Origin of the sequence: Pseudoxanthomonas sp. CCNWLW251, from assembly GCF_037402255.1 — a bacterium.
Lineage (GTDB): Bacteria > Pseudomonadota > Gammaproteobacteria > Xanthomonadales > Xanthomonadaceae > Pseudoxanthomonas_A.
Map to the genome: position 1 here is coordinate 145,588 of NZ_JBBEGA010000001.1, position 13,116 is coordinate 158,703.

15 protein-coding genes are annotated in these 13,116 nt (G+C 65.2%); 8 read left to right on the forward strand and 7 right to left on the reverse strand.

Annotation, left to right across the window (positions count from 1 at the left end):
- The first annotated feature begins 47 nt into the window (after nt 1-47).
- Nucleotides 48-1,226, forward strand: coding sequence for an MFS transporter (locus WBN46_RS00595; protein ID WP_337729870.1), 1,179 nt, complete (start codon nt 48-50; stop codon nt 1,224-1,226).
- A gap of 94 nt (nt 1,227-1,320) precedes the next feature.
- Here WBN46_RS00595 and WBN46_RS00600 read toward each other — a convergent pair whose 3' ends face one another.
- The 7 genes from WBN46_RS00600 to WBN46_RS00630 all read right to left on the reverse strand — a co-directional run bounded on the left by WBN46_RS00600 (nt 1,321) and on the right by WBN46_RS00630 (nt 8,037).
- Nucleotides 1,321-2,013 carry a hypothetical protein gene (locus tag WBN46_RS00600; RefSeq protein WP_337729871.1) on the reverse strand — a complete coding sequence of 231 codons (693 nt, stop codon included), beginning with the start codon at nt 2,011-2,013 and terminating at the stop codon, nt 1,321-1,323.
- Between the two features lie 39 nt (nt 2,014-2,052).
- Nucleotides 2,053-4,128 carry an acyltransferase family protein gene (locus tag WBN46_RS00605; protein ID WP_337729872.1) on the reverse strand — a complete coding sequence of 692 codons (2,076 nt, stop codon included), beginning with the start codon at nt 4,126-4,128 and terminating at the stop codon, nt 2,053-2,055.
- Nucleotides 4,129-4,189: 61 nt separating this feature from the next.
- Nucleotides 4,190-4,819 (reverse strand): DUF2058 family protein, encoded by a 630-nt coding sequence (locus WBN46_RS00610; protein WP_337729873.1) that lies wholly within the window; start codon nt 4,817-4,819, stop codon nt 4,190-4,192.
- Between the two features lie 35 nt (nt 4,820-4,854).
- Nucleotides 4,855-5,091 carry a SlyX family protein gene (locus tag WBN46_RS00615; RefSeq protein ID WP_142125341.1) on the reverse strand — a complete coding sequence of 79 codons (237 nt, stop codon included), beginning with the start codon at nt 5,089-5,091 and terminating at the stop codon, nt 4,855-4,857.
- Nucleotides 5,081-6,433: a UDP-glucose/GDP-mannose dehydrogenase family protein gene (locus tag WBN46_RS00620; protein WP_337729874.1), complete on the reverse strand. Its 1,353-nt coding sequence runs from the start codon at nt 6,431-6,433 to the stop codon at nt 5,081-5,083. The genes WBN46_RS00615 and WBN46_RS00620 overlap by 11 nt, the downstream gene beginning before the upstream one ends.
- Before the next feature lie 43 nt (nt 6,434-6,476).
- Nucleotides 6,477-7,412, reverse strand: coding sequence for an FKBP-type peptidyl-prolyl cis-trans isomerase (locus WBN46_RS00625; protein ID WP_337729875.1), 936 nt, complete (start codon nt 7,410-7,412; stop codon nt 6,477-6,479).
- A gap of 82 nt (nt 7,413-7,494) precedes the next feature.
- Nucleotides 7,495-8,037 carry a glutathione peroxidase gene (locus WBN46_RS00630; RefSeq protein ID WP_337730849.1) on the reverse strand — a complete coding sequence of 181 codons (543 nt, stop codon included), beginning with the start codon at nt 8,035-8,037 and terminating at the stop codon, nt 7,495-7,497.
- A gap of 156 nt (nt 8,038-8,193) precedes the next feature.
- On the opposite strand from WBN46_RS00630, the gene WBN46_RS00635 reads away from it, so the two are divergent.
- The 7 genes from WBN46_RS00635 to WBN46_RS00665 all read left to right on the forward strand — a co-directional run bounded on the left by WBN46_RS00635 (nt 8,194) and on the right by WBN46_RS00665 (nt 13,110).
- Complete coding sequence (locus tag WBN46_RS00635) at nt 8,194-8,454, forward strand: hypothetical protein (protein WP_337729876.1); 261 nt, start codon at nt 8,194-8,196, stop codon at nt 8,452-8,454.
- Between the two features lie 3 nt (nt 8,455-8,457).
- Complete coding sequence (locus WBN46_RS00640) at nt 8,458-8,820, forward strand: GntR family transcriptional regulator (RefSeq protein ID WP_192201066.1); 363 nt, start codon at nt 8,458-8,460, stop codon at nt 8,818-8,820.
- On the forward strand, nt 8,820-9,695 hold the full coding sequence (locus WBN46_RS00645; protein WP_192201065.1) for an ABC transporter ATP-binding protein: 876 nt from the start codon (nt 8,820-8,822) through the stop codon (nt 9,693-9,695). Before WBN46_RS00640 ends, WBN46_RS00645 begins: the two co-directional genes overlap by 1 nt.
- Nucleotides 9,692-10,690: an ABC transporter permease gene (locus WBN46_RS00650; protein WP_337729877.1), complete on the forward strand. Its 999-nt coding sequence runs from the start codon at nt 9,692-9,694 to the stop codon at nt 10,688-10,690. Before WBN46_RS00645 ends, WBN46_RS00650 begins: the two co-directional genes overlap by 4 nt.
- Nucleotides 10,691-10,753: 63 nt before the next feature.
- Nucleotides 10,754-11,422: a hypothetical protein gene (locus WBN46_RS00655; protein WP_337729878.1), complete on the forward strand. Its 669-nt coding sequence runs from the start codon at nt 10,754-10,756 to the stop codon at nt 11,420-11,422.
- Nucleotides 11,423-11,515: 93 nt separating this feature from the next.
- On the forward strand, nt 11,516-12,193 hold the full coding sequence (locus tag WBN46_RS00660) for a hypothetical protein (protein ID WP_337729879.1): 678 nt from the start codon (nt 11,516-11,518) through the stop codon (nt 12,191-12,193).
- 80 nt (nt 12,194-12,273) lie between these two features.
- Nucleotides 12,274-13,110, forward strand: coding sequence for a hypothetical protein (locus WBN46_RS00665; protein WP_337729880.1), 837 nt, complete (start codon nt 12,274-12,276; stop codon nt 13,108-13,110).
- Nucleotides 13,111-13,116 lie beyond the last annotated feature (6 nt).

The window sequence follows — 13,116 nt, forward strand, 5'->3', positions numbered from 1 at the left end:
GCTGCCGAAGGCCGGACGTCATCCGTCGCCGCATATCGAGCAGCGACATGAGGGATGCCATCCCGCCGACCGCGTATCCCGCGGTCCGCCTGTCGAGCTTCTACTTTTCGTACTACGCGGTACTGGGCGCCTTCACACCGTACTGGAGCCTGTACCTGGAATCGCGCGGCCTCAGCGTGGCCGCGATCAGTGTGCTGATGAGCCTGTGGTACGCCACGCGTATCGTTTCGCCCAGCCTGTGGACCACGCTGGCCGCGCGCTCGCCGAATCCCATCCGCTGGCTGCACCTGGGCTGCGCGCTGGCATTCGGCTGCTTTGCGCTGTTCCTGCTGCCCCTGGAACACGCAGGCCTGTTCGCGGTGATGCTCGGCTTCTGCTTTGCCTACAACGCCGTGATGCCGCAGTTCGAGTCGATCACGATGTCGCATCTCGGTGCGCGCAGCGACCGCTATGGCCTGATCCGCGTGTGGGGCTCGATCGGCTTCATCCTAGTGGTATCGCTGTTCGGCTGGCTGATCGACGCACGCCGGCTGGGCGTGGGTGCGTTGCCATGGCTGATGCTGCCGGTGCTGGCGGCCGTCTTCGCATCTGCGTTGTCGAACCGCTACGCACGCGAGCCGGAACACCACCCGATCGATCCGCAGGACGGCTTCCGCGCGCGATTGCGCAGGCCACGGGTGATCGCGTTCTTCGTGGCGGCGTTCCTTACCCAGATCTCGTTCGGCCCGTTCTACACGTTCTTCTCGATCTACCTCTCGGAACACGGCTACACGACCGCGACACAGGGCGTGCTGTGGACGGTCGGCGTACTGGCCGAGATCGGCGTGTTCTTCCTGGCCAGCCGCATCTTCCGGCGCTGGGATGCCAGTCGCGTCCTCATGGTCGCGCTGCTCAGTGCGTCGGTGCGCTGGCTGGTTACCGCCCTGTTTCCCGATAACACGCCGGTGATGGTGCTGGCGCAGCTGACGCATGCGCTCAACTTCGGCGCGTTCTTCGCGGCCGCCATGCAGTTGCTGGTGCGCTTCTTTCCCGGCCGCATGAACGGCCACGGCCAGGGCGTCTTCTATGGCCTGTCGTCGGGCGTCGGCGGCGTGTGCGGCGCCTTGCTCGCGGGCCAGTTGTGGCGTGCTGGTGGCGAAGCCGCCTTCCTGTGTTCGTCGGTCATCGCGCTGGTGGCCGCTTTCATCGTATGGCGGTGGCTGGTGCGGAGTCCCGCAACGGCCTAGCCGCGTGCACCGTCGTGCAGTGGGGCGAGCAGCCGGCAGATTTCGGCGGCGGCAGGTACCGGCGCCATCTGGAACAGGAAATGCGGCGCATCGATCACCGCATGACGCGCGTTGCGTGCCAACCGCAGGACGTGTACGGCCCTATCAACCTGTCGTGTCTGGCCTGCAGATACAACACCGGCATGTCCAACGCCACCAGTTCCCCGGTGACGTCCACGTGCAGCGCCGCCTGGGCGCGCTGTCGCAACACGTCGAGCGGGATGCTGTCCATGATCGCCTCGAACTCCGCGCGCAACGGTGCCGGCAACCCACTGCCCGCAAGCACGTGTTCGAGCGCGAACATGGGTGGGGCAATCGCGGGGAGCCGCTGCAGAAGCGCTGCTCCCATCACGCTGAAGGGCAACGGAGCACGGACGAAGCTCACCGCCATCACCAGGGCACGAACACGCCCGGGATGGCGATGGGCGAGCAGTACGCCGAGTGGACCGGCGAAGGATTCCGCCACGAGGACCACTTCGCCGTGACGTTGCAGTGCCGGGGACAGCGCATCGGCGAGGGCAGGATAGCCATGGAAACGTGTGCTGTCGTAAGCCAGCACCTCGACATCGCCCATCCCGGCCAGCGCCGAAGCCGGCAGCCCATAAAGGCGTCCCGTTCCGTCCAGACCCGGCAGCAGGCAAAGCCGTGGCCGGTCGGGCGTTGTCACCACACCAGGTCGTCTGCTTCCATAACCAACGGTCTCTTCGCCCTCACCTGCGCCATGATCACCTGTATCAGATATCACCACGACGCTATGCGAGGTGGCCACTCGTGTCAGCGGGAATGACTAGGATGCTGGTCCCGTAGACGCCAAATGGGTACGGAACGACGGCAGGAGATGACGGTTGGCGTAACCGCTCAAATGGTCGCCATCGAAAAACAGCGGATGTCCATCCCGGCTGGGCAAACACTCAGAGCCCGAGCACAACAGTGGCAGCGGATCCCAGATGCTGGCACTCGGCAGCGCTGCGGCCACCTCTTGCAGGGCCGCCAGGGCCGGCGCCCGCAAATGTTCGATCTGCGCACGCGGCGTGGACATGCCCCGTGCACAGATCGGGTTGGACCGATTGAATACGTCCGAACAACGATAGGGTGGCGCCTGCAACAGCGGCTTCGGGGCTTCCAGTACAACATGTACACCACGTTCGGCCAGCGGCATCAATTCGGCGATGGCCTGAGCAACCTCGGCCTGACGCGCCGCTCTGGCTTCCTCGCTGTAAGGAACGGCCATTACCTGCGCCGTATCAAACAGCATGTATTGCTCAGCCAGACGCGGCGTGCGCAGACCGGGCAGAAACAGCACATCACCCGGCTTTGCATGGCGAGCAATGTCCTCAAGCGTGTTGCGGCTGTAGGCCTCACACGGCGGGTTGGCCCTCCGCATGCCTTGGAGCCCCACTAGGGCACAGCCACCGAAGCCATACAAACGCACCTGCCCGCCTTCTGCCAGCACATAGCGGCGCAGCATCTCTGTGTAGTTCAGTGCATGCGAGTCGCCGGCGACGAAGACTTGCCTCGAAACGTGCGGTGCCCCAGGACAATGACCACGTTCGAACAACTGCGCACGGGCGCCGGCAACCTGCAGCTTTCCGATACTCAAGCTGCAATCCGGATACTCCCGCTCCAACCCTTTGGCGTAGGGATACCAGTCTTGAGGATGACGGCTGACGCTACTGAGCGAGACATGCGGTGACAGCTTGTCCATCTGTGACTGCAGGAACGCGCCTGCAATTAGCACAGCTACGCCACAGACCACCCAACGCGTATCGCTGGTCCGCCAGCGCGCGCCGAAACGAAACGGCTGTTCAATGAAGCGCCATGACAGCCACGCCAGAATCACGGTGCAAACGACCGCGGCAGCGCGGCCAAGAGCGCCGTCCAGACCGATACTCCAACGGAATAGCACGAACACTGGCCAGTGCCAGAGGTACAAGGAGTAGGACAGACGCCCGATCATGACCAAGGGCGGACTCGACAATCCGCGCCCGGTCCAGCCACCCGATGCCCAGTGCAGCAGGCCCAACAATCCCAATGTTGCGATCACCGGCCATAGCCCGTCGATCCAAGGCGAGTGACCGGGCCGGGCCGTGACCATCGCGTAGCCCAGAAGTGCAGAGCTCGCCAACAACAACGGGGACCACCAACCCCAGCCCCGCGACATCCGCTGCATGGCGCCCGACACGCCAGCCAACGCCAACACCTGGAACAGCAGCACGCCCGCCCCAAGCTGCCAGAAGCGCGTCGCGGTCAGATAGAAGGCATCGATCTCCTGCTCGCCCTGGCGCGCCCGCAACACCGCGTACACCAATGATGCCCCTGTCGCCAGACCTAACAGCACCAATGACAACCAACGACTACTGCGGCTCTTCGCCCACGCAAGGAACAGCAGCGGGAACACCAGATAGAACTGCTCCTCCACGCCCAGTGACCACGTATGTGCGTAAGGATTGAAGTCCGTCCTAGGTGAGAAATAGTCCGAACCGGTCTTGACCAGCACCCAGTTGCTCAGTCCGACAAAAGCCATTCGCCCGGTCTTGCTGCTGGCATCGCTTAGCCAGGACTCCGGGATTAGCAATGTGCTCAGGACGGCAGTTGTGAGCAGGGTGGTGACCAACGCCGGCATGATCCGGCGGAGCCGACGGGCGTAGAACCGCATCATCGAGGGCCAAACGCCAACGTCCGGAGAACGCGCGAGGGAAGCACTCACCACGAAACCGGAGATGACGAAGAACACGTCGACGCCTACGAAGCCCCCAGGCAACCAACTCGCGTCTAGGTGGTAAACGATGACAGCGATGACCGCAATCGCGCGCAAGCCATCGATATGGGGCGAATACTCGCCTGAGTTCACGTCCGTGCGCATCACCGCTCCTTGTGTACTGCGGACGCCAATGGGCGCCGATGGAATGCCCCAGAAACAGTCCTCACCACACCAGGTCGTCGGGCACCTGGTATTGCGGATCGGCATAGGGGTCCTGATCGGCCGGGGCATCCGGATCGACTTTCAGCGCGACGGCGGGTGCGAAGATCGCTTCGGCTTCGGCGAGCACCGCGGCGGTGACCAGCAGGTAGCGGCCGTTCTGCTGCACCACGCCCAACTCGCCGGCATTCAGGGCCTTCAACTGTTCGGCGTTGACATAGATGCGCTTGATCTTGCCGCCATACGGGAAATGGCGTGCGATGTCGGCTTCCGCGTCATTGAGGCCCTTGTCCTGCAGGAACGCATCGAGTTTCGCCCTCGCTTCGCGGCGCAGGCGTGCTTCCTCCTGCTTCACACGCTCGGCTTCGATGCGCTCGTCCTTCTCGCGCTGGGCGCGGATGGCGTAGGCCTTGGCGAGGTCGATGTCTTCCTGGCTGCGCTTGGGCCTGGGCTTGCCTCCACCCTGCGGCGGGCGCGGCTTGCCGCCGTGGCCCGGTTTCGGGTGCGCGGCACCCTTGCCGGTCGGCTTCTGCGCGTCGCGCCGCTGATCGGGCCGACGGTCGGGTTTGCGCTCGGGCTTCGGTGCGGGCTTGAAGCCCAGGCCCAACAACTGGTCGCGGAGTGAATCGGTCATCGGTCTTTCGTGGGGACTGCTGTGTCCCAAGCGTATCAATAATGCGGCGGCGGCGGTTCGTTGGCAGGGTCCTCGAACAGCGAGGTACGTACCTTTCCGAGCTCCTCCACCATGTGCCGGAGCAGCAGCGCGGTGCGCTGGTTCTCGGCCCGTGCGTCCGCCAGCGCCTCGCTCAGCTCGTTGAGCGAATGCTCCTGGAACGCCAGTCGGGTTTCCATTTCCACCAGGCGGCGCTCGAGCGTGTCGCCCTGCAACGGCAGGTCAGTCTGCATGCACGGACCTCCCGCGCCCGATGCCGTAATACGCAATGCCCGCGGCTTCCACTTCGCCGGGGTCGTACAGGTTGCGGCCGTCAAAGACCACCGCATCGCCGAGGGTGTCGCGCAGGCGCGCGAAATCCGGGCTGCGGAACTGCTTCCACTCGGTCACCACCACCAGCGCATCGGCACCCTCAACGGCCGTGCGTGCGTCATCGCAAAGCACCAGGTCGTCGCGCTCACCGAAGATCCGGGCGGCTTCCTCGCGGGCCTCCGGGTCGTAGGCGCGGACCTTCGCACCGGCGTCCCACAACTCCGCGAGCAGCCTGCGGCTGCTGGCTTCGCGCATGTCGTCGGTGTTGGGCTTGAACGACAGCCCCCAGACCGCGAACGTCCTGCCACGGATGCCCTCGTCCTCGCCGCGGTCATAGTGGCGCTGGATCAATTCGAACAGATGGGCCTTCTGGCGGTGGTTGACGGCCTCCACGGCCTGCAGCAGTTCGGCCTGGTAACCGTGCTGCTGCGCGGTGCGTGCCAGTGCCTGCACATCCTTGGGGAAGCAGGAGCCGCCGTAGCCTGCGCCGGGATAGATGAAATGCCAGCCGATGCGCGGGTCGGAACCGATGCCCTGCCGCACATGCTCCACGTCGGCACCGACGCGTTCGGCGATGTTCGCGATCTCGTTCATGAAGCTGATCTTGGTGGCCAGCATCGCGTTGGCGGCGTACTTGGTCAGCTCGGCAGAGCGCACGTCCATGACGACAATGCGCTCATGGTTGCGATTGAACGGCGCGTAGAGACGACGCAGTTTCTCCACGGCCTGCGGATCCGACGCGCCGATGACGATGCGGTCAGGGCGCATGCAGTCGTTGACCGCATCGCCTTCCTTGAGGAACTCGGGATTGGAGACGACATCGAACGCGATCTCCACGCCGCGCGCCGCGAGTTCGGCGTCGATGGCCGCCCTCACCTTGTCGGCGGTGCCGACCGGCACCGTGGACTTGTTGACCACGATGCAAGGCTGCTGGAGGTTGCGGCCGATGGTGTGGGCCACCGACAGGACGTACTGCAGGTCGGCGCTGCCGTCCTCGTCGGGAGGGGTACCCACGGCGATGAACACCACGTCACCGTGCGCGATGGCCTCTTCCGCAACGGTGGTGAACCGCAGGCGCCCCGCGGCATGGTTGGCCTTCACCATCGGCGACAGGCCGGGCTCGTAGATGGGGACGACGCCGTGATTGAGGCCATCGACCTTCGCGGGGTCGATGTCCATGCAGACCACGTCATGCCCGACCTCGGCCAGGCAGGTGCCTGTCACCAGCCCGACGTAACCGGTACCGAAGATCGCAACGCGCATGAAAGCACTTCCTGGCCGGGGGAGCCGCGATTACACCAACGACTTATTGCAGCACGCCCATCAATTCGACGTCGAAGGTCAGCGTCGCATCCGGGCCGATCTTGCCGCCGGGTGCACCATTGGGACCATAGGCCAGGTTGGACGGGATCCAGAAGCGGTACTTGGCGCCCACGGGCATCAGGGCCACGCCTTCGGTCCAGCCCGCGATGACCTGGTTCAGGCCGAACTCGGCCGGCTCACCCCGCGCATACGAACTGTCGAAGACTTCGCCGTTGAGCAGCTTGCCTTCGTAGTTCACGCGCACGCGGCTGGTGGACATCGGCCGCTGTCCGTTGCCCTGGCGCAGCACCATGTACTGCAGCCCCGACGGGGTGGTGACCACGCCGGGCTTGGTCTTGTTGGCGGTGAGGAACTTGGCGCCCTCGTCGCGATTGCGCTGCGACGCCCCGGCCTGGCGCTTGGCGATGTAGGCCTGCATCTCGGCCTGCGCCTGCTCCACGCTCAGCAGGGGCGTGCCGCTCTTGCTGGTCAGCGTCCGCACGGCCTGGGCGAGCACGGCCGTGTCCAGCTCATCCTTGAACGGCATCAGCGAGGGGCCCACCACATAGGTGCCCAGGAACAGGCCGACCTTGGTCTTGTCGACCGCCGGCGGCGTGCTGCCCGGCGGCATGCCGGGGACCGGCTGGCCTTCGGCCACGGCGAGGTTCACCCGCAGCAACTGGTCGGTCGCCTGCGCTTCCTGCTCGGAGATCAGCGCGGGCTTGCCGGCGAACGTGTTGGTGATCGCGCGCTCGAATGCGGCCACATCGAGGAATGGCCCCACCGGCTGCAGCGAATTGCCCACATCCACGCCAATCGCGTAGCTCACCTTGTCGCGCTCGGTGACCAGCGCGGTTTTTTCCTGTGCAGACACGCTGCCTCCCAGCATCGAAAACGAGATTGCCAACAACACGGCTGCGCCGCGGACCGACCGCTTCATCCTTTCTGCTCCTGGAACCTGCGCCACGATGGCGGCGCCAAACCCGTATTGTGGCATGCCAGCCACCCGCGAAGGCACTGCATCAACGCGCGGCGCGCGAGGCCTTCAATTCGCGCTCGATCGCTTCCACCACGGCGGGGTCTTCGGGCGAGACCTTGCTGGGGAAATTCGCGACCACGCGACCGTCGCGGCTGATCAGGTACTTGTGGAAGTTCCATCCCGGGGCAGTGCCCGTGGCCTGCGCCAGCGAACGGTAAAGCGGCGTCGCTTTCTCGCCCGTCACCACCACTTTCTCGAACATCGGGAACTTCACGCCATAGGTCAGCGTGCAGAACTCCTGGATCTCCTTCTCGCTGCCCGGCTCCTGACCCTTGAAGTCGTTGGAGGGGAAACCGAGTACCGCGAATCCCTGACCGGCATAGCGCTTGTGCAGCGCCTCCAGCCCTTCGTACTGCGGCGTGTAACCGCATTTGCTGGCAGTGTTCACCACCAGCAACACCTGGCCCGCATACTTTTCCTTCAGGTTGACGGGTGCCTTGCCGGCCAGTGGGCGGTAGGCGACGTCCAGCAAACCGGCTGCCAGCACGGTCGCGGAGACGCTCACGAGCGCAAGAAATGACAGCATTTTCAACGACTTGAACTTCATGACCTCACCCCGCTATTACGAACATGACAAGTATGCCTTCAGTTGGGTGACAAAACCCGGTCACCCCGTTGACGCCCTGTGTTTTGGTGTTATAGTTGAATACAACACCACTCACCCAACTCACGGGGGGATGCCATGAACCAGAAATTGACCCACGCCCTGCCCAGCATCGCCGTCGGCGGCCTGCTGCTGGCGGTGGGCGCGCTGGCGGCCGTCACCGGCGCACGCACGGCCGAGGTGGAGTCCGCCGCGCTGGTGGGCGCGCTGGAATCCGAAGCCCTCGAGATCGTAGGCGACGACGGCAAGCCCGAAGCCCGGCAGCACAAGCGCCGCACCCGGGCATCGCTGGCCATGCCCTATTTCTCCTTTGGCCAATCACTGCGTCCGAGGAGCTGAGCCATGACATCCATCCAATGGAGCGACGGCGCTCCCATCTACCGCCAGCTGAAGGATCGCGTGATCGCGATGATGCTGGACGGCATCCTGAAGCCGGGTGACGCGCTGCCCTCCGTCCGCCAGGTGGCGGCGGAGTACCAGCTCAACCCGATCACCGTTTCGCGTGCCTACCAGGAGCTGGCGGATGAAGCCCTGGTGGAGAAGCGCCGCGGCCTGGGCATGTTCGTCACCGACGAGGCGGCCAAGAAGCTGCGCGGCACCGAGCGCGAGCGGTTCCTGACCGAGGAATGGCCCGCTGTCGCCGAGCGCATCGAGCGCCTGGGCCTGTCCATCGAAGATCTGCTGCAATCCAAGGGGAATAAGTGATGAATGCCGCAATCGCCAACGCCGTGGTGTCGGCCCACGGCCTGCGCAAGGCCTACAGGAACAAGCTTGCGCTGGACAACACGAGCTTCGAGATCGAAGCGGGCAAGATCATCGGTCTGATCGGTCCCAACGGGGCCGGCAAGACCACCGCGCTGAAGGCCATCCTGGGCCTGACGCCATTCGAAGGCCAGCTGAAGGTGCTGGGCATGGATCCGCGCAAGGACCGCGACGAGTTGATGAAGGATGTCTGCTTCATCGCCGATGTGGCGGTGCTGCCGCGCTGGATGAAGGTCAAGGAGGCCATCGACTTCGTGGGCGGCGTGCATCCGCGCTTCGACCGCGCCAAATGCGAGCGATTCCTCGCCAATACCCAGTTGAAGCCCAACCTGCGCGTGCGCGAAATGTCCAAGGGCATGATCGTGCAGCTGCACCTGGCGCTGGTGATGGCCATCGACGCGAAGCTGCTGGTGCTGGACGAACCCACGCTGGGCCTGGACATCCTGTACCGCAAGCAGTTCTACCAGCGCCTGCTGGAGGACTACTTCGACGAACAGAAGACGATCATCGTCACCACCCACCAGGTGGAAGAGATCGAGCACATCCTCACCGACGTCATGTTCATCCGCGACGGCAAGATCGTGCTCACGTCGCAAATGGAGGACATGGCCGAGCGCTACACCGAAGTGCTGGTCAGTGGCGAGGCGGTCGACCAGGCCCGCGCCCTGAAACCCATCGACGAACGCGCCCTGCCCTTCGGCAAGACCGTGCTGCTGTTCGACGGCGTGCCGAAAGGACATCTCGCCGCCCTCGGCGAAACCCGTACCCCTGGTCTGGCTGACCTGTTCGTCGCCATCATGAAAGGAACCTACGCATGAACGCCGTGACTTCGACGTTGGGCAAATCCTCCAAGCCGGGCGCGTTCACGTGGCTGCTGAAGCGCGAATTCTGGGAGAACCGTGGCGGCTTCTTCTGGGCACCCGTCATCACCGGCGGCATCTTCGTGGTGCTCAACCTGATCCTGGCCATCATTGGCAGCATCGCCGCACGTGGCCAGATGAACGGCGGTGGCTTCAGCGTTGAGGAGGCGCCGGAAAAGGCCCACCAGATCGTCGGCGGCATCGGCGACGGCATGCTGCTGGGCGGCGTGATCCTGGCCTGCGTGGTCCTCGCCTTCGTAGTGTTCTTCTATGCGCTGGGCACGCTGTACGACGACCGCCGCGACCGTAGCGTGCTGTTCTGGAAGTCCTTGCCCATCTCCGACACGCACATGGTGCTGTCCAAGCTGGCGTGGGCACTGCTGCTGGCGCCGTTGCTGGCGGTGGGCGTGGGCATCCTGATCGGCGTGGCGATGTGGCTGATCTCGGCGCTGACCATTTCGATCAACGGCTTGCCGGCCGGCGGCGCGGTGTTCACCCACTCGCATCCGCTGCGCATCATCGGCGGCGTGCTTGCCTCCCTGCCCGTCTACGTGTTCTGGGCGTTGCCGGCGGTGGGCTGGCTGATGTTCTGCTCGGCCTGGTCGCGCAGCAAGCCGTTCCTCTGGGCGGTGCTGGTGCCGGTGCTGGCGTGCGTCATCATCAGCATGACCGACATCCTGCCGGGCCTGGAGGTCCGCCACGATCTGATCTGGTACACGGTGGTCTACCGCGGGCTGGCGAGCGTGATCCCGGGCGCGTGGTTCCCCACCCTGCCGGGCGGAGCCACCAACCCGCATGCCGACTTCAACTCCCCGGACGAGCTGGCCAATGCCATCGACCTGACCCGCAGCTGGCAGGCCTTCGCCACGGCCGATCTGTGGATCGGCGCGGTGATCGGCGTGGCCCTGATCATCGGTGCCATCTACCTGCGTCGCTGGCGCGAAAGCGAATAAGCCTCCCCGGGGCGGCGCTCCCCACCGCCGCCCGCTTTGATCCGACACGACAAGGGACATCCCATGCGCAAGAACGCTCTACTGGCCCGCAGCGCCTCCATCGCCGCCGTCCTGCTGCTGGCGGCCTGCCAGCCGGCACAGGACAAGCAGGACAACGCGCCCACCGGCATCGCCGCTGAAGCGATGGGCGAAGTGGCCAAGGGCCTGGGCGAGGCCAGCCAGGAAATGGAGAAGGCCCGCGAGGAAATCGCCACCGCGCGAGAACGCCTGGCGCGCGAGAACCTGTCGCTCAACCGCAACGAAAACGAATCCCTGCCCAAGGCCGAGATAACCCCGACCGGCGATCTGTTGATCGAAGGCAAGGCGGTCGTGACCACGCCGGAACAGAAGGCGCTGGTGCTGGCCTATCGCGGCGAACTGCTGGGCGTGGTCGGCGACGGCATGGCCATCGGCATGGAAGGCGCCCGCGTAGGCATCGATGCTGCGGCCTCGGCCTTGAAGGGTGTGCTGGCTGGCCAGTCCGGCGACGAGATCGGCCAGCAGGTCGGTGAACAGGCCAAGGCGAAGATCAAGCCCATGGTGGCGCAGCTGTGCACACGCCTGCCTGGACTGCTCAACGCGCAGCAGGCGCTGGCCGCCGCACTGCCCGAGTTCAAGCCTTACGCGGGCATGGACCAGTCCGACGTGGATGACTGCGGCGATGCCAACGGCGACGGCAACTGGAGCTTCTGAGTTTTCTGCCGTCGGCCGCATCATGCGCGGCACGCAAGCCCCGGGGGATTCGCGCAAGACGCGCACAGATCCCCCATACGAAGGAGATCCGACATGCATTCCACACGCATCCACCGCGCCCTGATGCCCCTGCTGCTGGCGAGTCTGCTGCCGCTCGCCGCGCAGGCCGCGAACACGAAGGAAGGCAGCATCGACCGCGAGATCAGTGCCGACCTGGCGAGCGCGCGCAACGAGGTGCGGGCAGAACTGGCCGTTGCCCGCCGTGAGCTGGAAACCGGCAACCTGCAGCTGGGCGATAACATGCGCTTCGGGGCATCGTCCGGCAACCGCGCCGACGACAAGGACACATCACTTCCGAAGGCGGAGATAACTCCCCTTGGTGACTTCCTGATCGAAGGCAGGCCGGTCGCCATCGACGGCCGCCAGCGGCAGGAACTGCTGCTTTATCGCGGCCAGATGATCGACATCGCCAAGGCCGGCATCGATATCGGCGAGCGCAGCGCGCAAGCGGCGTTGGATGTGGTGGACCGGGGCATCTTCAGCCTGGTGTTCGGCGCCATGACCGGCAGCCTGGAGCGCCGCGTGGAAAAGACCGTGAGGGAAACCATCGAACCGGGCGTTCGGCAGATCTGCCACAGCCTGCCTGCGTTGCTGGACAGCCAGGAACGCCTGTCCGCCAGCCTGCCGCCATTCCGTCCCTATGCCACGCTGGAAGCGGACGATGTCGAAGACTGCGAGAAGGAAGTCCGCCGCGAGTTTGCCAAGCGGTAACCCCCATTGAGTCCGCCGGGCGCGCCGCCCCTCGCCGCCGGCAGCTTCCGCATGACTGACCTGATTCCGGAGACCCGCCGATGCGTACCGCCCTTATCGCTTCCCCGCTGCTCGCCCTGCTCTCCCTGTCCGCACCCGCGCTGGCGTCGGACAGGTACTGCAAGCACGAAGCGCCACGCCAGCTGACGCTCGACATCGGCGACGCAAAGACCGTGGTGTTCGAGGTCGGCCCGCACGATCTGACGGTGGAGTCGCGCGCCGGTGCGCCTGCCGCGATGGATGGCAGGGCCTGCAGCAGTCACGCCGACCGGCTCGCTCGCCTGAAGATCGAACAGCGGCGTGCCGGCGACAAGCTGATCGTGAGGATGTACCAGGAAGGCAGCTTCAGCGGTCTTTCGTTCGGCAGCAACTACGCCTACATGAACCTGACGGCGACCCTGCCCGACCACCTGCCCGTGCAGGTGAAGGTCGGCTCGGGCGAAGCCGAGGTCATGGGCGCGCCGGTGTTCAGCGCCGATGTCGGCTCCGGCCACGCCGTGGGCCGCGACATCCGCGGACTCGCCGCCACCTCGGTGGGCTCGGGCGATATCGATATCCAGGGTGCCGGCAGCCTGAAAGTGGTGTCGATCGGCTCGGGCGATGTGGAGGCGCACAAGGTGCGTGGCACGACCCATGTCGGCAGTATCGGATCGGGCGGCTTCAGCCTGGCGGGCAGCGGTGACGTCGAGATCGGCTCGATCGGCTCCGGCGGCGCGGATCTGCGCGACATCACCGGTGACGTGGTAGTCGGCTCGGTTGGCTCCGGTGGCGTGGAGGTCCGCAACGTCAGCGGTGGCCTGACCGTCCGCTCCGTCGGCAGTGGCGACATTGACCACGAAGGCGTCAAGGGCGCGCTCGACATTCCCAAGCATCACTGACTTTCA

Excerpts from the sequence above, each read along its gene's own strand:
- WBN46_RS00595 (WP_337729870.1), top strand. The coding sequence starts at position 48 with ATGAGGGATGCCATCCCGCCGACCGCGTATCCCGCGGTCCGCCTGTCG.
- WBN46_RS00605 (WP_337729872.1), bottom strand. The coding sequence starts at position 4,128 with ATGCGCACGGACGTGAACTCAGGCGAGTATTCGCCCCATATCGATGGC.
- WBN46_RS00610 (WP_337729873.1), bottom strand. The coding sequence starts at position 4,819 with ATGACCGATTCACTCCGCGACCAGTTGTTGGGCCTGGGCTTCAAGCCC.
- WBN46_RS00615 (WP_142125341.1), bottom strand. The coding sequence starts at position 5,091 with ATGCAGACTGACCTGCCGTTGCAGGGCGACACGCTCGAGCGCCGCCTG.
- WBN46_RS00620 (WP_337729874.1), bottom strand. The coding sequence starts at position 6,433 with ATGCGCGTTGCGATCTTCGGTACCGGTTACGTCGGGCTGGTGACAGGC.
- WBN46_RS00625 (WP_337729875.1), bottom strand. The coding sequence starts at position 7,412 with ATGAAGCGGTCGGTCCGCGGCGCAGCCGTGTTGTTGGCAATCTCGTTT.
- WBN46_RS00630 (WP_337730849.1), bottom strand. The coding sequence starts at position 8,037 with ATGCTGTCATTTCTTGCGCTCGTGAGCGTCTCCGCGACCGTGCTGGCA.
- WBN46_RS00635 (WP_337729876.1), top strand. The coding sequence starts at position 8,194 with ATGAACCAGAAATTGACCCACGCCCTGCCCAGCATCGCCGTCGGCGGC.
- WBN46_RS00640 (WP_192201066.1), top strand. The coding sequence starts at position 8,458 with ATGACATCCATCCAATGGAGCGACGGCGCTCCCATCTACCGCCAGCTG.
- WBN46_RS00645 (WP_192201065.1), top strand. The coding sequence starts at position 8,820 with ATGAATGCCGCAATCGCCAACGCCGTGGTGTCGGCCCACGGCCTGCGC.
- WBN46_RS00650 (WP_337729877.1), top strand. The coding sequence starts at position 9,692 with ATGAACGCCGTGACTTCGACGTTGGGCAAATCCTCCAAGCCGGGCGCG.
- WBN46_RS00655 (WP_337729878.1), top strand. The coding sequence starts at position 10,754 with ATGCGCAAGAACGCTCTACTGGCCCGCAGCGCCTCCATCGCCGCCGTC.
- WBN46_RS00660 (WP_337729879.1), top strand. The coding sequence starts at position 11,516 with ATGCATTCCACACGCATCCACCGCGCCCTGATGCCCCTGCTGCTGGCG.
- WBN46_RS00665 (WP_337729880.1), top strand. The coding sequence starts at position 12,274 with ATGCGTACCGCCCTTATCGCTTCCCCGCTGCTCGCCCTGCTCTCCCTG.